Here is an 18,267-nt window from a genome sequence, read left to right on the forward strand (position 1 = left end):
CGTCGTCGTACCGGGTGGTGCTAGATCGCTACGTCGTGGTCGTCGTGCAGGCCGCCACCGCCACCGGCCGGCGCGGTGGTGCCCTTGGTCGGGCCGGTCAGCGGGGTGGTGAGGCTGCGGGTGTCGTAGGCGTACGTGATGACCGCGTGCGCCAGCGCGTCGGACATCTCGTCGATCGCCTTGAGGCTGATGTTGTCGATGTCGTCACAGGACTGGTGGTAGCACGGGTCGTAGGCCAGACCGGCGGTACCGCCGTAGACCCGGGCCTCCTCGGCCGTCTTGACCAGCTCGGCCCCGGTGAAGAGGCCGCCGGACGGGATGTCGACCCCGGCCGCGATGAACGGGCCGTAGTCGCTGCGTCCGGAGAACGGCGTCTCGGCCGAGGCCAGCCGCTGCGACCGGAAGTAGTCGTGGAACAGCTTCTCGATCGCTCCCGAGCCGGCCGGGCCGGGTGCCGAGCCGGTGCCCGGCGGGAAGGCCGAGTTGTCGCCGTCGTAGACGAACCGGACGTAGTTCGGCGAGCCGACCATGTCGAAGTTCAGGTAGAGCGCGATCTTGTCCCGCTCCGCCTGCGGCAGGTTGGCGACGTAGTACGTCGAGCCGACCAGGTTGGCCTCCTCGGCGCCCCATAGCGCGAACCGGACCTTGTTCTTCGTCGGGAACAGCCGCATCTGCTCGGCGACCTCCAGCAGCGCGGCGCTGCCGCTGCCGTTGTCGTTGATGCCCGGGCCCTCCGGTACGGAGTCGAGGTGTGCACCCGCCATCACGACGTTGCCCGGGTCGCCCCAGCGCGACTCGGCGAAGATGTTCTCGGTGGTCGCCTGGCCCCTGAAGGTGTCGGTGAAGACCCGCAGGGTGAGCCCGCCCGCGACCTGGCCGACCAGTTCCTGGCCGAGTGCCTGCGAGACGCCGACCGCCCCGAAGTCCAACGTGTACGCGTTGCCCAGCGTTCCGGAGAGGTCACCGGGGATGTTGTTGTAGATGACCACCGCCGCCGCGCCGGCCGCCGCCGCAGTCGTGGCCTTCTGCCCGAACGGGCAGGTGCCCCGGCTGATCACGACGATCGTGCCGACGTTGGCCGGGCCGAAGTCGCCCGGGTTGCAGCCCTGCGAGTCGCCGGCCGGCACGCTGGCCGGCGCGGTCACGTCGGCGCTGCCCGAGTAGCTCATGATCCGATGTGGCAGGTCGCCGGCCGGGGCCGAGACCCGTGCCAACTCGGACGGGGTGTTGATGAGGAAGGTCTGGAAGTCGAACGACCGCCGGGTGACCCGGTAGCCGGCCTTCCGGAACACCTTCTCCGCGTAGTCGACCGACCGGTCGTATCCTGGCGCGCCCGAGGCGCGGTTGTTGTTGTTACGGTCAGCGATCTTCTGTAGTTCCTTGAGGTGTTTGTGCACGCCCTTGGCCGTGACCGCCTTGCGCAGCACCCAGGAGCCGAGACTCCCGAGGCCGGAACTGGCCTGCGCCGGTGCCGGCGCGGCCGTCACCGCGAGCGCCGTCACGAGCGTAGTGGCCAGTAGGCCACGGCTCCATCGTTTGCTGGTGCGCCCCACGCTGCCTCCCTGTCGGGTTACCGGGGTTACCGGTCTTATCGAGGGAGGTCAGCATAGCCATGCGTCACTGGCCGGTGAATCGTCCACACGAGTGCGCTTACTGCCCGGTAGTGCCGGGCCGGAGGCGAACGGTCGGGCACCGATGGCCGGCGGGCACGCCCTGGGGGAGCAGGCCGGGCCCGCCGGCACCGCCGGTGACCGAACTGGCCCCCCGCCAGCCGATCAGGGCGGCGGCGCCGGCCCGAGGGCCAGCGCCGCCGAAGGCCGTCGTTGCCGGTCGACGACCTTGTTCCGGTGGTTCGGCCCGGCCGGTGGGTCCGGGACCGAATCTTTTTTCGTCCTACTGACGATAACCACTGTGGTAGCTTCTCGTCAAGGTGGTGATAATTCAGATGGCCGAATTTCCGCCATTCGCCGTGACCGTCGACCTGGTCGTCCTCACCGTGCGCGCGGACGAACTCTGCATCCTGCTGGTACGCCGTGGTGTACCGCCCTACCAGGATCGATGGGCACTGCCTGGCGGGTTCGTCGGGTTCGACGAGGACCTGCCGGACGCCGCCGCCCGGGAACTCACCGAGGAGACCGGGGTACCCGAGCCGATCGGCCACCTCGAACAGCTCGGCACGTACGGCTCACCGAAGCGGGACCCGCGCGGCCGGGTGGTGACGGTGGCGTACCTGGCCCTGCTTCCCGACCTGCCGCCACCGGTGGCCGGTACGGACGCCGCCGCGGCGGACTGGCTGCCGGTGTCCCGGATCGCCGACGCCCAACTCGCCTTCGACCACGACGTGATCCTGGCCGACGGACTCGAACGGGCCCGGGCCAAGCTGGAGTACACCCCGCTGGCCACCGCGTTCTGCCCGCCGGAGTTCACCATCGCCCGGCTCCGCACGGTCTACGAGACCGTCTGGGGCAGCCGGTTGGACCCCCGCAACTTCCACCGGAAGGTGACCAGTACTCCCGGTTTCGTGGCGGCGGCCGGCCGGGTCACCGAGGGTGACCGGGGACGGCCGGCACAACTGTTCCGCCGCGGCCCGGCCGAACTGCTGCACCCACCGATGCTCCGCCCCTCGGTCGCCCGAAGCTGACGCCCCGGGGCGCCGTCAGACGGGCGGGGTGCTGGGTACCGGTGCCGGAGTCGGCGCGGGGGTGGCCGGGTGGTCGGTCGGTTCCGGGGTGGCGGTCGGGCCGGCCGAGGCGGTCGCGCCCGGCGTGGGCGCGGCACCGGTCGGTGCCGGCGGGCCGGACGGCGCGGTGGGCGTACCGGACGGCGCGGGTGGCCCGGAGGGCGCCGCCGACGGCGATCCGGTCGACGAGTCCCGGGACGGGGACGGGGACGCCACCGGGGAGGGGGTGGGGGACGGCGTTTCCGGTGAAGGGGACGGCGGCGCGGGCGGGGCGGGCGACTGGGGCGGCGGGCCGGCGGTCGGTGGTACCGGTGCGCCGGGCAGCCCCGGGTCGTTCGCGCCGGGCGGTTCGACCGGCGGCAGCCGGCCGGGTTCGCCGTCGGCCGGAGCGGCCCGGTCGGGCAGGCCGCCGGGTGGGACGAGGAACGGGCGCCAGCCGGTCCGTTGGGACCGGGCACCCGTACCGGCCGGGCCCGGTTCGACCACCGGCGGGACGGTCGGGTGCGGCGACACCAGCAGCGGCGGCAGCCCGGCCGAGGGTGGGACGAACGGGGTGGCGTCGGCCGGGGGCATCCCGTCGGCGACGGTCGCCGAACCGCTGCCGATCGCGGCCAGGATGGGCAGCGAGGAGGTACCGGCCAGCAGCGCGACCGTGAACAGGTACCGGCGGGCCGGGCGGCCGAGTCCCTCGGCCCGGTGCACCCCGGTCACCCTCCGATATCCGACGTGCGCGCCGCCGGAGCGGCGGTGCCGGGCCAGCAGCACGGGAGCCGGGGGCTCGTAACCGTGGTTGGGCACGGGAAACTCCTCGTCGTCGGCGGCGCGGGCCAGGCTGCGGCCGGTGGGAACTGATCGCGACCACCGTGACGGGGTCGCTACCTACAGTGGCGGAGTAACCCTGTGTTGGCCAGCGCCGCACAGCGTGTCAGCGACCGAGATTTGGTCAATCCGACCTCCGTACCCGATCAAATCGGCCTATCTGGTGCGAAGCCGGCGGCGGTCCGGATCCGGCGGAGGCCGAGCTATAGCGGTACTGAGCTGCTCTGCGAATATGGAGCCGACGGCAACGCGGCCGCGACCTTCGCGCACCCCCGCGGCAGGCAGGACGTGATGCCGGCGCTCGGTGGACCAGACTCGGCCAGAATCTGGTTCACGCCGCGTGGCTACCCCTACCGGGGCAGGCGCGGCAGCCACCCCCGGCCCGGCACCAGCCGGACGGGCGCACGAGCTGCGCGGTCGGGACACCCCCGGTGCCGACGCACGAACGACAGGGAGATAGGGATGGCGAAGGGCGATCCCGCGGGCACGGCCCGCGGCAGGCGAGCCACACCCCGGTCCGCACGGTCTGGCGGAAAATCCCCAGGCACTGACCTGGTGCAACTACTCACGCCCGAGGGCGACCGGATCGACAAGGTCACCTGGTCCGACGGTACGGAGTACCGCGTCGACTTCACCGACGAGGAGTACCGCGGCCTCTACCGGGACCTGGTGCTGGTGCGGCGGCTGGACGCCGAGGCGACCGCGTTGCAGCGGCAGGGCGAGCTGGGCATCTGGGCCAGCCTGCTCGGCCAGGAGGCGGCGCAGGTCGGTTCGGGTCGGGCGCTCCGCCCGCAGGACATGGCCTTCCCGACCTATCGGGAGCACGGCGTGCTCTACTGCCGGGGCATCGACCCGATCATGCCGCTGGGCCTGTTCCGCGGCGTCGACCTGGGCGGCTGGGACCCGAACGAGTTCAAGTTCAACATGTACACGATCGTCATCGGGGCGCAGACCCTGCACGCCACCGGCTACGCCATGGGCGTGAACATGGACGGCAGGACCGGCACCGACGACGGCGAGGCGGTGATCGCCTACTTCGGCGACGGCGCCTCCGCCCAGGGCGACGTGAACGAGGCGTTCATCTGGTCGGCGGTCTTCAACTCCCCGATCGTCTTCTTCTGCCAGAACAACCAGTACGCGATCTCGGAACCGCTGGAGCGGCAGACCCGGATCCCGCTCTACCAGCGGGCGGCGGGCTTCGGCTTCCCCGGCGTACGGGTGGACGGCAACGACGTGCTGGCCACGTACGCGGTGACCCGGGCGGCGCTGGACAACGCGCGTCACGGTCAGGGCCCCACCCTGATCGAGGCGTACACGTACCGGATGGGCGCGCACACCACCACGGACGACCCGACGCGCTACCGGATCGCCAGCGAGGTCGAGGCGTGGCAGGCGAAGGACCCGATCGCACGGGTCCGGGCATTCCTCACCAAGCAGGGCATCGCGGACGACGCGTTCCTGGCCGAGGTGGAGGAGCAGGCCAAGCAGGAGGCGCTGCGGCTGCGGGAACGGGTGTTGGAGATGCCCGACCCCGAGCCACTGACCCTCTTCGACAACGTCTTCCCGAACGGCTCGCCCGAGGTGGACGCCCAGCGCGAGGCCACCGCCCGTTACCTGGACTCGTTCGAGGGGAGCGTGCACTGATGGCCACCGAGACCCTCACCCTGGGCAAGGCGATCAACCGCGGCCTGCGCCGCGCACTGGAGCACGACCCCAAGGTCGTGATCATGGGCGAGGACGTCGGCAAGCTCGGCGGCGTCTTCCGGATCACCGACGGCCTCCAGAAGGACTTCGGCGAGAACCGGGTGATCGACACCCCGCTCGCCGAGTCCGGCATCATCGGCACCGCGGTCGGCCTCTCCATCCGGGGCTACCGGCCGATCTGCGAGATCCAGTTCGACGGCTTCGTCTACCCCGCGTACGACCAGATCGTGTCGCAGGTGGCGAAGATGCACTACCGCTCGCAGGGCAAGGTCAAGGTGCCCATGGTCATCCGCATCCCGTTCGGCGGCGGCATCGGCGCGGTGGAGCACCACTCGGAGTCCCCGGAGGCGTACTTCGCGCACACCGCCGGGCTCAAGGTGGTGGCCTGCTCGTCGCCGCAGGACGCGTACACGATGATCCAGCAGGCGGTCGCCTCGGACGACCCGATCGTCTTCCTGGAGCCGAAGCGGCGCTACCACGAGAAGGGCCAGGTCGACCTGGACGCCCCGATCGGCGACGCGTACCCGCTGCACTCCGCCCGGGTGGTCCGGCCCGGCCGGGACGCCACGCTGCTGGCGTACGGGCCGATGGTGCGTACCGCGATGGAGGCGGCCACCGCCGCCGAGGAGGACGGTCGGGACCTGGAGGTCATCGACCTGCGTACCCTCTCTCCGCTGGACCTCGGCCCGGTCTACGAGTCGGTGCGGCGCACCGGACGGTGCGTGGTCGTGCACGAGGCACCCGGCAACCTCGGCCTCGGCGCCGAGGTCGCGGCCCGGATCACCGAGGAGTGCTTCTACTCGCTGGAGGCCCCGGTGCTCCGGGTGACCGGCTTCGACACCCCCTATCCGGCCGCCCGGCTGGAGGAGGACTACCTGCCCAACCTCGACCGGGTGCTCGACGGCGTCGACCGCACCTTCGGCTGGTGAGCGGGATGTCGCGGGTGCGGGAGTTTCCCCTGCCGGACCTCGGCGAGGGGCTGACCGAGGGCGAGATCCTCAAGTGGCTGGTACAGGTCGGCGACGTCGTCGAACTGAACCAGCCGGTGGTCGAGGTCGAGACCGCGAAGGCGGCGGTGGAGATCCCGGCGAAGTGGGCCGGGAAGATCACTTCGATCTTCCACGACGAGGGCACGGTGGTCGACGTCGGCTCGCCGATCTTCGCCGTGGACACCGACCCGGGCGCCGGTGACCTGCCGGAGCCGTCGGCGGCCTCGCTGGCCGCCGTCGAGATCGCGCCCGCCGAGGGCGCCGTCGAGCCCGGCCTGATCGGCGGGCCCGCTCCGGGTGGCCGGACGGCGGTGCTGGTCGGGTACGGCCCGAAGACCGGCGCCGCCAAGCGCCGGCCGCGCAAGGGTGCCGGAGTACCCGCCGCGAACGGTGTCCCGGTGGCCGCCCCGGCACCGGTCGCGCCCGAGCCGGTGCGTGCGGCTCCCGAGCCGGTGCGTCCGGCGGCTGTCGCACCGGCACCCCGCAGTGGCGGGAGCACCGTCGCACCGGGTGGACTGGTGCTGGCCAAGCCGCCGGTACGCAAACTCGCCAAGGATCTCGGAGTCGACCTGCGTACCCTGACCGGGTCGGGGCCGCTCGGCTCGATCACCCGGGACGACGTACACCTGGCGGCGAGCGGGTCCGCGACGGCGGCCGAGCCGGCGCCGGTCGGCCCGGGCACGGCGGCACCGGCCTTCGGGCCGGACCGGGAGCAGCGGATCCCGGTCAAGGGCGTGCGAAAGCTCACGGCACAGAACATGGCGGCGTCGGCGTTCACCGCGCCGCACGTCACCGAGTTCCTGACGGTCGACGTGACGCGCTCGATGAAGGCGCTCGACCGGCTGCGCGGGCGCCGGGAGTGGCGGGACGTCCGGGTCTCCCCGCTGCTGCTGGTGGCCAAGGCCGTGCTGCTGGCGGTCGGCCGGCACCCGATGGTCAACTCGACCTGGGCCGGCGACGAGATCGTCGTCAAGGAGTACGTCAACCTGGGCATCGCGGCGGCGACCGAGCGCGGCCTGATCGTGCCGAACATCAAGGACGCCGGCCGGCTCACCCTGCGTGAGCTGGCGGACGCGATGACGGCGCTGGTGCAGACCGCCAAGACGGGTCGGACGGCTCCGGCGGACATGTCCGGCGGCACCCTGACCATCACGAACGTCGGCGTCTTCGGCGTCGACACCGGTACGCCGATCCTGCCTCCGGGCGAGTCGGCGATCCTCGCCTTCGGCGCGGTCCGGGAGATGCCCTGGGTGCACAAGGGCAAGGTCAAGGTCCGGCAGGTGACCACGCTCGGGCTCTCCTTCGACCACCGGATCATCGACGGCGAGCTGGGCTCGAAGTTCCTGCGTGACGTGGGCGACTTCCTGGCCGATCCGGAGGCGGCGCTGCTCGGCTGGACCTGATCCGCCGTCCGCCACCACCTGGCACGAGGCAGCCGGTGTGTCCCGGGTTACTCCCGGGCACACCGGCTGTTTCCGTAAGGTTACGAAGAACCGTCACCTTGAGGGCCGCCGGACCTTTGATTCGTAGGCTGGTGTCTCAGCTCACCTAATAATCGCTGGCGGATCGCGGCCTGGCGAGGTTGAATAGACACATCAGACGCGGACGACAACCGAATAGCCAGGGGGCGCAACACCATGAGCATGCTCAACCGACTTCGTAACCGCCGGGACAGCGCGCGTCGCGCGCGGGCGATCGAGCGGGCACTGCGGGCGACCAGTTCGCCGGCTGTCCGTGACGAGATCCTGATCGCCGCGCAGCGTTACTACGGCTGACCTCGACAGACTCCTCACCTCCTCCGCACCAGTTCGACGGCCCGCCCGGAGCGCTCCGGGCGGGCCGTCGGCGTTTCCCACCCGTACGCCACCGGAGTACCGCCCCTGCGACACCGCCCGGTACGGTGGGCTCGGTCGCCGCCCGACCGGCCGGTAGGAAGTACGCCGAGCAGATCTGCGTTCGGCTCGCCCGGGCGACCGGGGCCCGGCGACCCGCGCTGCCCGGGCGGTACCGGCCTGGACCGGTTACCGTGCGGGGAGCTTGCCCAGCCGGTGTCACGCCGGAGTCGACGGCGACCTGGCCGGCGATCGGCGCGTGAGACCGGCGCGGCCGACATGTGATGGAGGAGGCGCGCGCATGACGTCCGAGGATCCGCAGCACCCCGGCCGGTGGCCGGACGAGGCTGCGCCGGGCGCCGCAGGCCCAGCCACGTACGGCAACCCCGCACCACACCACGACGACCGGTTTCCGCCCCAGGGTCCGGGTAGCAGTAATCCGCCGGCCGATTTCGGCTGGGCTCCGCCACCGCCGGCCGGCCGGGCCGGCGCGCCGGTGGCCTGGAACGAGTCACCGGGCGGCGCCCCTGGCCACCCCGGCCCGGCCGGCTGGGGAGGTCCCGGCGACGAGCCGGGCGCACCCGGCCCGCGCGCGGACGGCCCCTGGGGCCCGCCGCCGGAGGCCGCCGGACGCCCGTCCCCGGCCGCCGAGGGCTCCGGCTTCCCGCCGGAGTGGGGCAGCCCACCCGGCCAGTCCGGCCCGCCGCGCTGGTCCGGTGCCGGCCAGGCCGCCGAGCCGTCGAGCGGCCCACCGGGATACCCGGCCCCGGCCGACCCGCCCCCCGGGCCGGCGGGATACCCCAACCAGCCCGGCTCGCCCGCCGGACCGCCCGGATATCCGGAGCCGTCGGGGGGCGCCCCCGGCTACCCCGGCCAGCAGTACGGTGCCCCGGCGTACCCGCCAGCCGCACCGGGCAGCCCCGCCTATCCGCCGTCGGCACCCGGCAGCCCGGCCCAGCCCGCCGAGGCGAGCTATCAACCGGTGAACCGGGCGTCCCTGCCCGACGTGGAGCCGTGGCCGGCGGCCGAGGCATGGGGCGCGGCAGCACCACGCGGCGACGCAAGCGGTCCGCCGGACGACTACCCACAGCGCCCCCGGCCGCCCGCCGAACCGGACGGGCCGGCCGGTGGTGCACCCCAGGCGGGCGCCTGGGCGCCGCAGCAGCCGACCTGGTCGTCCGGGCCCGGGGAGGCCAGGCCGGGTCCGTTCGAGCCGGCCCGGCCCGAATTCGAACGCCGCGAGCCTGACTTCGACCGGCGCGAACCCGACTTCGACCGGCGCGAACCCGACTTCGACCGGCGCGAACCCGACTTCGACCGGCGAGAGCCGGACGGGGCGGCGTACCAGCCCGGACCGGGCCCGGGGATCTCGCCCGGGAACGCCGTACCGCTGCCGCCGCAGGAGACCCGGATCCCGGGTGCCAGCCTGGCCGCCTCACCGCCGGCCGACTACCCGCCGGCCGCCGGCCGCCAGGTGCCCGGCGAGTACGGCGGACCGGCTCGGGAGCCGGGCGGATGGGCACCCGGAGGGCCCGAAGCGGCACCACAGTCGCCCGCACCCGGCTCGGGTGCCGCAGCGGTCGTACCGCAGCCGCGCATCCCGACCGAGTCGGCGGTCGCCGGCCGGGTCTCGGTACCCGGGCTGGCGGGACAGTCGGAGCCGGCCGCCCAGCCCGACCGGGCCACCGGACGGGCCGTGGCCGGCAGTGCCGCCGTACCGGCGGCCAGTCGGGTACTGCCCCCCGCCGACCTTGCCGCCGCGCCCGCCGTACCGGCGCCCAAACCACGCGTGTACGGCCGGCCGCCGGCCGGAGACGAGCCCGACCAGCCGGGGCCGGCCGACGGACCGGGCGGCTGGGACGCCGGACAGTCGTCCGGACCGCCGGCCGCGCCCGGGGGCTGGGACGCCGACCGGCCGGGCGGCCCGGAGGCACGCCGGTCCGCACCGACGGTCTACGGCGCACCGCCGGCCCCGTCCGGGCCGGACGAGCACGGTGACGGCTTCCCGGACGACCCGCCCGCGACCCGGGTCGCCGTTCCCGGCGCCCGGGCGGCACAGCCCGACGCCCCGAACCGCCCGTCGGAGGACTCGCCCTTCGCCGACCTGATCGGCCCGCCCGGCGCGCCGCTCGGGCCGGGACCGGGCGGGCCCGGGGCGGACGGACCCGGACCGGCTCCCTTCGACGGGAACCGGTTCGGTGGTCCCGGGCAAAGCGAGCAGCCCGACCGGTTCGGTGGCCCCGGCCAGGGCGAGCCTGACCGGTTCGGTCCCGGGGCGGCCGGCGGCAACCAGTTCGGCGGACCGGCCCCGTTCGACGGCGACCGCTTCGGTGGCCCCGGCCAGGGCGGCGCCGACCGCTTCGGCGGGCCCGGGCAGGGCAACCCCGACCGCTTCGGCGGACCCGGTCACGGCGAGCCTGACCGGTTCGGCGGCCCTGGTCAGGGCAACCCGGACCGGTTCGGTGGACCCGGGCAGGGCAGCCCCGAACGGTTCGGCGGACCCGGGCAGGGCGAGCCTGACCGGTTCGGTCCAGGGGCGGCCGGTGGCAACCAGTTCGGTGGACCGGCGCCGTTCGACGGGGACCGCTTCGGTGGTCCCGGAGCGTCCGGTGCCGGCCAGTTCGGCGCGTCCGCCCCGCCCGGCACCGACCGGTTCGGCGGACCACCGCCCGGACACCCCGACTTCGGGCCGCCGCCCGGACAGCCGGGCTTCGGCCCGCTTCCCGACGCGGACGGGCCCGGGTTCGGCCGGCCCGGACCGGCAGGTGCCGGACCGGGGACGTACGGAGCGCCCGGGGCGGGACCGGGGACGTACGGTGCCCCCGGCGGGCCGCCCGGCGGGGCGGGGACGTACGGCGCACCCGCGTCCTCCGGCCCCGGCTGGGGTGGGCAGGAAGAGGGCGAGCAGGGTCGGTTCGACTCGTTCAAGCCGGAGGCGGCGGAGTCGGCGGAGCCGAAGACCGAGGCCCCGACGCCGCAGGTCCGCAACGGCAAGGTGCTGTTCCTGGTACTGGTCGCCGCGGTACTGCTGCTGGCGGTGCCGCTCGGCACGCTCTGGCTGCTCGGCAAGTTCGGTGGCGGGGACGCGCCGCCGCCGTTCAACCCGGCGGTGGGTGCCTGCGTCAAGGACTCCGGTGGCACGCCGGTGATCGCGGACTGCGCCGAGCAGGGCGTCTTCAAGGTCGCCTCGAAGGTGACCGACAAGAAGGAGTGCCCGGCGGAGACTCCGCAGACGATCGTCGTACCGGACCGCAAGGAGGTGCTCTGCCTGCAACCGGCGGCGGCACCGGCCGGCGGATAGCGGGCGGCACGACAGCAGGACCATCACGGCGCCCCGCCTTCCGGTACTCCGGGAGGCGGGGCGCTGGTCGTCGGCGGTCCCGGGGCGCGACGAGGGCCGGGGTCACGGAGCGGGTTCCGGCCGGGTCCTGCACTATGGGGCCATGACTGCACGGGTACGGGCACCGGAGTTCCGGGGTCGAGGGTGGCTCAACACCGGCGGGCGCGAGCTGACCCTCGCCGACCTCCGCGGCAAGATCGTCCTGCTGGACTTCTGGACGTTCTGCTGCATCAACTGCCTGCACGTGCTGGACGAGCTGCGCCCGCTGGAGGAGAAGTACGGCGACGCCCTGGTGGTGATCGGGGTGCACTCGCCGAAGTTCGAACACGAGCGGGACCCGGAGGCGCTGGCCGCCGCCGTCGAGCGGTACGGCGTCGCGCACCCCGTACTCGACGACGTCGAGATGGCCACCTGGCAGCAGTACGCCGCGAAGGCGTGGCCGACGCTGAACGTGATCGACCCGGAGGGGTACGTCGTCGCCTCGATGGCCGGCGAGGGTCACGCCGAGGGCCTCGCCCGGCTGCTAGACGAGTTGATCGCCACCCACGAGGCCAAGGGCACGCTGCACCGGGGCGACGGCCCGTACGTGCCGCCGGCCGAACCGGAGACCGCGCTGCGTTTCCCCGGCAAGGTGATCGCGCTGGACGGCGGAGGGGCGCGGGCGGGAGGCGGGCCGGGCGGAACGCTGCTGGTCTCCGACTCGGCCCGGCACTCCCTGGTCGAGTTGGCGCCGGACGGCGAGACGGTGCTGCGCCGGATCGGGGCCGGGGAACGGGGCCGGACGGACGGCCCGGCCGAGCTGGCCCGGTTCGCCGAGCCGCAGGGCGTGTGCCGGCTGCCCGAGCACACCGCCGAGATCGCCGGGTACGACATCGTGGTCGCGGACACCGTCAACCACCTGCTCCGGGGCGTACGGCTGGCGACCGGCGAGGTGACCACGGTGGCCGGTACCGGTCGGCAGTGGCGCTCGACCGTGGACGACCACGCCCACGACGCCCTCTCCGCCGACCTCTCCTCCCCCTGGGACCTGGCCTGGTACGACGACCGGGTCATCGTCGCGATGGCCGGCATCCACCAGCTCTGGTGGTTCGACCCGATCAAGCGGACCGTCGGCGTGTACGCCGGCACCACCGTGGAGGCGCTGCGGGACGGCCCGCTGCCGGACGTCTGGATGGCGCAGCCGTCCGGGCTCTCCGTCTCCGCCGACGGCAGTCGGCTGTGGATCGCCGACAGCGAGACGAGCGCGCTGCGCTACGTCGAGGGCGGGGTGCTGAGCACCGCCGTCGGGCAGGGGCTCTTCGACTTCGGGCACGTCGACGGCCCGGCCGAGCAGGCGCTGTTGCAGCATCCGCTGGGCGTCGGCGCGCTGCCGGACGGGTCGGTGCTGGTGGCCGACACCTACAACGGGGCGGTCCGGCGGTTCGACCCGGAGACCGGGACCGTGTCGACGGTCGCCGACGGGCTCGCCGAGCCGAGCGACCTGGTGGTCACCGCGGACGGCGAGGTGTTGGTGGTCGAGTCCGCAGGGCACCGGTTGAGCCGGCTGGCGCCGGGCTCCCTGTCGGCTGCCGGTGCCAGCACGGTCGCCGGCAACCGGCACCGTACGGAGCGTCCGCCGACCGATCTCGCCGCCGGTGAACTGACCCTGGACGTGATCTTCGAGCCACCGCCGGGGCAGAAGCTGGACGACTCGTTCGGCCCATCCACCCGGCTGGAGGTCTCCGCCTCCCCGCCGGAACTGCTGCTCGACGGGGCCGGGGTGGGCACCGAGCTGTCCCGCCAGCTGGTGCTGAACGACCAGGTCAGTTCCGGGGTGCTCCAGGTGGTGGCTCAGGCCGCCACCTGTGACGCCGAGGCCGAGCACGCCGCCTGCCACCTGAGCCGGCAGGACTGGGGCGTGCCGGTACGCATCACCCCGGACGGGGTGCACCGGCTGCCACTCGTCCTGCGTGGCCTGGACAGTTGAGCCGACAGGTGAGCCGACCGTTGAGCCGCCGACCGGGGACGGGGCGCGCGGGCCGAGCAGTTCGGCGGCGAACCTCACCAACCGGCATCTTCTTCATCCAACACGGCACGGGCGGCTACCAGCGACGTGGCGACGGTCGAGTAGGGACGTGACAGGAACCACTCCCGCAACCACTACCCCCGGGTAACCTACGGTGCCGTAACCTGATCTGGTGAGTACTTCCGCGCCGACCCGGCTACGCCCTGTCGACCTGGGCAAACCACGGATGCGAGGCTGGCTGCACGCGTACGCCTTCTTCGTCGCGGTGGTGGCCGGCGTCGTACTCTGCTCGATCGCCGCGACCCGGCCCGGCTGGACGCCGCTGGTCAGTTGCGCCGTCTACAGCGTCACGGTCTGCGGCCTCTTCGGCACCAGCGCGCTCTACCACCGTCGGGTCTGGTCCGAACGCGGCTACCGGGTGATGCGCCGGATGGACCACTCGATGATCTTCGTGTTCATCGCCGGTACGTACACCCCGTTCTGCCTGCTGGTGCTCTCGGCGGGCAGCGCGGCCGTACTGCTGCTGATCGTCTGGTCGGGCGCGGTGGCCGGGGTGGCGATGAAGCTGGTCTGGCCGCACGCGCCCCGCTGGGTTTCCGCGCCGCTCTACCTGGCGCTGGGCTGGGTCGCGGTCGCGGTGTTGCCGGACATCCTGGACCGGGGCGGAGTCACCGTGCTCGCGCTGCTGGTCGCCGGTGGCGCGGCCTACAGCATCGGCGCCGTCTGCTACGCGCTGCGCCGGCCCAACCCGTGGCCCACCGTCTTCGGGCACCACGAGCTGTTCCACGCCTGCACGCTGGTCGCGGCGATCTGCCACCACGTGGCGATCTACTTCGCCCTGTTCGCCTGACCTGCTCCGCCCCGCCCGCCTGACCGCCGTCGCCCGCCCGCCCGTCCATCGGCCGGCGGTACAGGCTCCGTGCCCGGTATCGACTTCGCGCGGTGCAGACTCAGTCCCCGGTACAGAGGCGGTGCGGGGTGCAGATGCGGTGCACGGTGCGAATTCGCGCGCGGTGCAGACCTCGGGGAGCAGCCGTCAGAGCGGGCGGCCGGGGCGGCGTACCTCGTGGTACTCCTCGACGACCTGCTCCTCCCGGGCCGGTACCCGGGGGGCCACCACCGGCGTGACGACGGTACGGCGACGGTTGCGCCAGAGGTAGGTGGTCATGATGATCCCGACCACGCCGGCGAGCATCAGTACCCAGCCGACGGCGTTCAGGTTGAGCCAGCCCGTCTCGACGTCCACCGCGAACGCGAGGATCGCGCCGAGCGCAATGAGAAAGATGCTTCCACCGATGCCCACTGTGTCGCCCTCCTAGGCTGTCGACTGGTACCGGTCGGGCCGGTCCCGTCCGCGGGGTCGCGGTGTCCATCGACATACCCAGGCGTTTCAAATCCGAATCCGGCAAGCTGGGAGCAGCGTCGCTGCCGGTGCCGAACCGGCGGGCGGCTGGCCCGGCCGGGCCAGCCGCCGCGACAGAGGCCGAGCAGCACAGGGACGACGCCGGCCACGCACCGGGACGACGCGACGGACGCACACGCCACGCGACGCAGGGGAGACAACGTGACGGACACCAGCGCGGCCGGCGGAACCGGCGGTAACCCGGAATCGGGCGGGAACGCGGCGTCGGGCGGTAACCCGGAATCGGGCGGGAGTGCGGCGTCGGGCAGTGCCGGGCGGCCGGGTGGGGCCGGGGCACCGGTCGCGTCCGGAACGCAGCCGCGAAGTCTGGTACTGCTCCGGCACGCCAAGGCCGAGCGGCCGACCACGGCGCCGGACGCCGACCGTCCACTCACCGCCCGTGGGCACGCGGACGCCGCCGCCGCAGGTGCCTGGCTGGGCCACGGCGGCTACCTGCCGACCGTGGTCCTCTGCTCGCCGGCCAAACGCACCCGGCAGACCTGGCACGACGCCGCACTGGGCATGGCCGCGCCACCGATCCGCCCGCTCGACGGCCAGGCCCGACCCGCCGGAGGTACCGACGGCACCGGCCAGGCGGGCGGCGTACCGACCGTCCGGTACGACCAGCGGATCTACCACGGGTACGCGACAGATCTGCTCGACCTCGTCCGTTGCACCGATCCGGACGCACCCACCCTGCTGCTGGTCGGACACAACCCGACCATCTCGGAACTGTCCACTCTGCTCGATCCGGTGCACGCCGACCCGGAGGGGCTGCGTACCAGCGGAATCGTCATCCACCGGTTTGACGGCGGGTGGGCGGAACTGGGCCCCGGGGCGGGACCGATCGTCAAGTGGCACACCGCCCGGGGCTGACCGGACGGATCGCGGCACGGTGCCGCGTACCCCGACGAAGGGTGCCCGGCCGGTGCGGTCGCGACCAGGCCGGGCACCCGAAACGGTTGTCAGGTGGGTGGCGCGCTCGGCGGCGGTGGATCCGGCGGCGGTGGCATCATCGCCGTCGGATGCGACAGCCGGTTCTCCTCGACGATCAGGGTCCGGGCCCGCTTCTTGCGGTCCTGCCAGTACCACATGGTGGTGGCCAGCACGCCGAGCCCGGCCAGGATGAAGACCCAGCCGACCGTACGAAGGTCGAGCCACCAGACGTTCGCCCTGACCGCGAACGTCAGGATGGCTCCCAGGGTGATGAGGAAAATTCCTGTACCGATGCCCATGTCCGCTGCACTCCCCCGTGCGATGGGTCGTGGGCTTTCATGACAAATCAGGTCAAACTGCTCCTAGCACCGCCTCAACAATAGCGCGGCGGCCGGCGAGCAACAGCTCCACCGGCCGCCGGAGAACAGCGTCGGAGTACCGCTCGGTCAGAAGGCTTCCTCGGGCAGGTCCATCAGCTCCAGGTCGGCGCCCTGCACGATCCGCCGGTCGGCACCGATCCGGGGCAACACCTCCCGGGCGAAGAACCGGGCGGCGGCCAGCTTGCCGGTGTAGAACGCCTTGTCCTGGGCGGATACCTCGCCGCTCAGCGCCCGCAGCGCGACCTCGGCCTGCCGTTGCAGCAGCCAGCCGACCACCAGGTCACCGACGGCGAGCAGGAAGCGCCGGCTGGCGAGCCCGACCTTGTAGAGCGCCCGCGCCTCGCCGCCCTGCGCGTCGCCGAGCCACCCGGTCATGGTGCCGAGCATCGCCTGCACCTCGCCGAGCGCCCGACCCAGGGCCGCCCGCTCCTCCTTGAGCCGGCCGTCGCCCGGCCCGCCGGAGACCGCGTCGGCCGGCTCGGTGCCGCCACCGGACTCGACGAACGCCGCGATCTCCCCGGCCACCGCCATCAGGCTCGTACCACGGTCCCGGACGATCTTCCGGAAGAAGAGGTCGAGGCTCTGGATCGCGGTCGTACCCTCGTAGAGGGTGTCGATCTTCGCGTCCCGGACGTACTGCTCCAGCGGGTAGTCCTGGAGGAAACCGGAGCCGCCGAACGTCTGCAACGACTCGTGACCGAGCAGCTCGTAGGCGCGTTCCGAGCCGACTCCCTTGACCAGCGGCAGCAACAGGTCGTTGACGCCCTTGGCCAGCTTGGCGGTCGACTCGTCGCCGTTCGCCTCGGCGAGGTTGATCCGGTCCTGCCAGGTCGCGGTGTAGCAGACCAACGCCCGCAGCCCTTCGGCGTACGCCTTCTGGAGCATCAGTGAGCGGCGCACGTCCGGGTGGTGCGTGATGGTCACCCGGGGCGCGTTCTTGTCCGTCGAGCGGAGCAGGTCGGCACCCTGCACCCGGCTCTTCGCGTAGTCCAGGGCGTTGAGGTAGCCGGTGGAGAGCGTGGCGATCGCCTTGGTGCCGACCATCATCCGGGCGTACTCGATGATCAGGAACATCTGCCGGATGCCGTCGTGCACGTCGCCGAGCAGCCAGCCCTTGGCCGGTACGCCGTGCTCGCCGAAGGTCATCTCGCAGGTGTTGGAGACCTTGAGCCCCATCTTGTGTTCGAGGTTGGTCGCGTACGCGCCGTTGCGCTCGCCCAGCTCCCCGGTCTCGGAGTCGAAGTGGAACTTCGGGACCACGAACAGCGAGAGGCCCTTGGTGCCGGGGCCGCCGACGCCCTCCACCCCGACCGGCCGGGCCAGGACATAGTGGATGATGTTGTCGGTCAGGTCGTGCTCACCACTGGTGATGAACCGCTTGACCCCCTCGATGTGCCAGGACCCGTCGGGCTGGGGAATCGCCCGGGTCCGGCCGGCGCCCACGTCCGAACCGGCGTCCGGCTCGGTGAGCACCATGGTCGACGCCCACTGCTTCTCGACGAAGAGCTTCGCCCACTTCTTCTGCCGCTCGGTGCCCTCCCGGTAGAGGGTGTGCGCGAAGGAGGGGCCACCCGCGTACATCCACAGCGGGGCGTTGGCGCCGAGGATCAGCTCGGCCGCCGACCACCAGAGCGCGCGGGGTGCCATCGTGCCGTCCAGCTCGGCCGGCAGGTCCATCCGCCAGAACTCCGAGGCCATCAGCGCGTGGTAGGACTTCTTGAACGGCTCCGGCAGCGGTGCGCTGTGCGTGGCCGGGTCGAAGACCGGCGGGTTGCGGTCGCTCGCGGCGTAGCTGGCCGCCAGGTCCTCCCGGGCCAGCCGGTCCACCTCGGCGAGCACGCTCCGCGCAGTGTCGGCGTCCAACTCGGCGTACGGGCCGGCGCCGAACGCCTGGTCCGCGCCGAAGACCTCGAAGAGGTTGAACTCCAGGTCTCGCCGATTGCTCCTGTAGTGGGTCATTACGCCTCTGCCCCCCGGACGTCGCGAACACAGGTTACCCGGCAGTAACAGGAGTTATATTACTCGCGGGTAAGTCATGGTGGCGCACCCACACCAGTGACCCGCACCACAGTGACAGCAAGCTGACGCACAGTACCGGACCGGACGCCCGGCGCGTCGCGGCCGGTCGCACCATCTTGGCTAGGACGCCGCCTCCGTCCACAGTTCGGACACCGCACCGC

14 protein-coding genes are annotated in these 18,267 nt (G+C 72.8%); 9 read left to right on the forward strand and 5 right to left on the reverse strand.

The window, feature by feature from the left end; genetic code table 11:
- Window positions 1-20 precede the first annotated feature (20 nt).
- Window positions 21-1,553 carry a M28 family metallopeptidase gene (locus Pen02_RS19135; RefSeq protein ID WP_203867445.1) on the reverse strand — a complete coding sequence of 511 codons (1,533 nt, stop codon included), beginning with the start codon at window positions 1,551-1,553 and terminating at the stop codon, window positions 21-23.
- Window positions 1,554-1,945: 392 nt separating this feature from the next.
- Between Pen02_RS19135 and Pen02_RS19140 the strand changes: the two genes are divergently transcribed.
- Window positions 1,946-2,641 carry an NUDIX hydrolase gene (locus Pen02_RS19140; RefSeq protein WP_203867446.1) on the forward strand — a complete coding sequence of 232 codons (696 nt, stop codon included), beginning with the start codon at window positions 1,946-1,948 and terminating at the stop codon, window positions 2,639-2,641.
- A 15-nt stretch (window positions 2,642-2,656) separates the two neighbouring features.
- Here the strand turns inward: Pen02_RS19140 and Pen02_RS19145 are convergent, their stop codons facing one another.
- Window positions 2,657-3,478: a hypothetical protein gene (locus Pen02_RS19145; RefSeq protein ID WP_203867447.1), complete on the reverse strand. Its 822-nt coding sequence runs from the start codon at window positions 3,476-3,478 to the stop codon at window positions 2,657-2,659.
- A 483-nt stretch (window positions 3,479-3,961) separates the two neighbouring features.
- Between Pen02_RS19145 and pdhA the strand changes: the two genes are divergently transcribed.
- From pdhA to trhA, 7 genes are all read left to right on the forward strand, one after another.
- Entirely contained in the window at window positions 3,962-5,143 is a 1,182-nt protein-coding gene (gene pdhA / locus Pen02_RS19150; RefSeq protein ID WP_203867448.1) for a pyruvate dehydrogenase (acetyl-transferring) E1 component subunit alpha, read from the forward strand.
- On the forward strand, window positions 5,143-6,132 hold the full coding sequence (locus tag Pen02_RS19155; RefSeq protein ID WP_203867449.1) for an alpha-ketoacid dehydrogenase subunit beta: 990 nt from the start codon (window positions 5,143-5,145) through the stop codon (window positions 6,130-6,132). Before pdhA ends, Pen02_RS19155 begins: the two co-directional genes overlap by 1 nt.
- Before the next feature lie 5 nt (window positions 6,133-6,137).
- A complete protein-coding gene (locus tag Pen02_RS19160) occupies window positions 6,138-7,595 on the forward strand; it encodes a dihydrolipoamide acetyltransferase family protein (protein WP_203867506.1) in 1,458 nt (485 codons plus the stop codon).
- A gap of 234 nt (window positions 7,596-7,829) precedes the next feature.
- Window positions 7,830-7,967, forward strand: coding sequence for a hypothetical protein (locus tag Pen02_RS19165; protein WP_203867450.1), 138 nt, complete (start codon window positions 7,830-7,832; stop codon window positions 7,965-7,967).
- Between the two features lie 358 nt (window positions 7,968-8,325).
- Window positions 8,326-11,325 (forward strand): hypothetical protein, encoded by a 3,000-nt coding sequence (locus Pen02_RS19170; protein WP_203867451.1) that lies wholly within the window; start codon window positions 8,326-8,328, stop codon window positions 11,323-11,325.
- A gap of 142 nt (window positions 11,326-11,467) precedes the next feature.
- The gene (locus tag Pen02_RS19175) at window positions 11,468-13,330 is read left to right on the forward strand and encodes an NHL domain-containing thioredoxin family protein (protein WP_203867452.1); all 1,863 of its coding nucleotides are present in this window, start codon (window positions 11,468-11,470) and stop codon (window positions 13,328-13,330) included.
- Window positions 13,331-13,541: 211 nt separating this feature from the next.
- On the forward strand, window positions 13,542-14,219 hold the full coding sequence (trhA, locus tag Pen02_RS19180) for a PAQR family membrane homeostasis protein TrhA (protein WP_203867453.1): 678 nt from the start codon (window positions 13,542-13,544) through the stop codon (window positions 14,217-14,219).
- Between the two features lie 186 nt (window positions 14,220-14,405).
- Here the strand turns inward: trhA and Pen02_RS19185 are convergent, their stop codons facing one another.
- On the reverse strand, window positions 14,406-14,672 hold the full coding sequence (locus Pen02_RS19185; RefSeq protein WP_203867454.1) for a DUF6458 family protein: 267 nt from the start codon (window positions 14,670-14,672) through the stop codon (window positions 14,406-14,408).
- Window positions 14,673-15,098: 426 nt separating this feature from the next.
- Between Pen02_RS19185 and Pen02_RS19190 the strand changes: the two genes are divergently transcribed.
- Window positions 15,099-15,647 (forward strand): SixA phosphatase family protein, encoded by a 549-nt coding sequence (locus tag Pen02_RS19190; RefSeq protein ID WP_203867507.1) that lies wholly within the window; start codon window positions 15,099-15,101, stop codon window positions 15,645-15,647.
- Window positions 15,648-15,736: 89 nt separating this feature from the next.
- On the opposite strand, the gene Pen02_RS19195 is transcribed toward Pen02_RS19190, so the two are convergent.
- Both Pen02_RS19195 and Pen02_RS19200 read right to left on the reverse strand, forming a co-directional pair.
- Window positions 15,737-16,006 (reverse strand): DUF6458 family protein, encoded by a 270-nt coding sequence (locus Pen02_RS19195; protein ID WP_203867455.1) that lies wholly within the window; start codon window positions 16,004-16,006, stop codon window positions 15,737-15,739.
- Between the two features lie 147 nt (window positions 16,007-16,153).
- Window positions 16,154-18,046, reverse strand: coding sequence for an acyl-CoA dehydrogenase (locus tag Pen02_RS19200; RefSeq protein ID WP_203867456.1), 1,893 nt, complete (start codon window positions 18,044-18,046; stop codon window positions 16,154-16,156).
- Window positions 18,047-18,267: the final 221 nt, after the last annotated feature.

This window comes from Plantactinospora endophytica (genome assembly GCF_016862915.1).
In the GTDB taxonomy this organism is placed as follows: domain Bacteria; phylum Actinomycetota; class Actinomycetes; order Mycobacteriales; family Micromonosporaceae; genus Plantactinospora; species Plantactinospora endophytica.

Excerpts from the sequence above, each read along its gene's own strand:
- Pen02_RS19175 (WP_203867452.1), top strand. The coding sequence starts at position 11,468 with ATGACTGCACGGGTACGGGCACCGGAGTTCCGGGGTCGAGGGTGGCTC.
- Pen02_RS19170 (WP_203867451.1), top strand. The coding sequence starts at position 8,326 with ATGACGTCCGAGGATCCGCAGCACCCCGGCCGGTGGCCGGACGAGGCT.
- Pen02_RS19140 (WP_203867446.1), top strand. The coding sequence starts at position 1,946 with ATGGCCGAATTTCCGCCATTCGCCGTGACCGTCGACCTGGTCGTCCTC.
- pdhA (WP_203867448.1), top strand. The coding sequence starts at position 3,962 with ATGGCGAAGGGCGATCCCGCGGGCACGGCCCGCGGCAGGCGAGCCACA.
- Pen02_RS19155 (WP_203867449.1), top strand. The coding sequence starts at position 5,143 with ATGGCCACCGAGACCCTCACCCTGGGCAAGGCGATCAACCGCGGCCTG.
- Pen02_RS19195 (WP_203867455.1), bottom strand. The coding sequence starts at position 16,006 with ATGGGCATCGGTACAGGAATTTTCCTCATCACCCTGGGAGCCATCCTG.
- Pen02_RS19165 (WP_203867450.1), top strand. The coding sequence starts at position 7,830 with ATGAGCATGCTCAACCGACTTCGTAACCGCCGGGACAGCGCGCGTCGC.
- Pen02_RS19160 (WP_203867506.1), top strand. The coding sequence starts at position 6,138 with ATGTCGCGGGTGCGGGAGTTTCCCCTGCCGGACCTCGGCGAGGGGCTG.
- Pen02_RS19200 (WP_203867456.1), bottom strand. The coding sequence starts at position 18,046 with ATGACCCACTACAGGAGCAATCGGCGAGACCTGGAGTTCAACCTCTTC.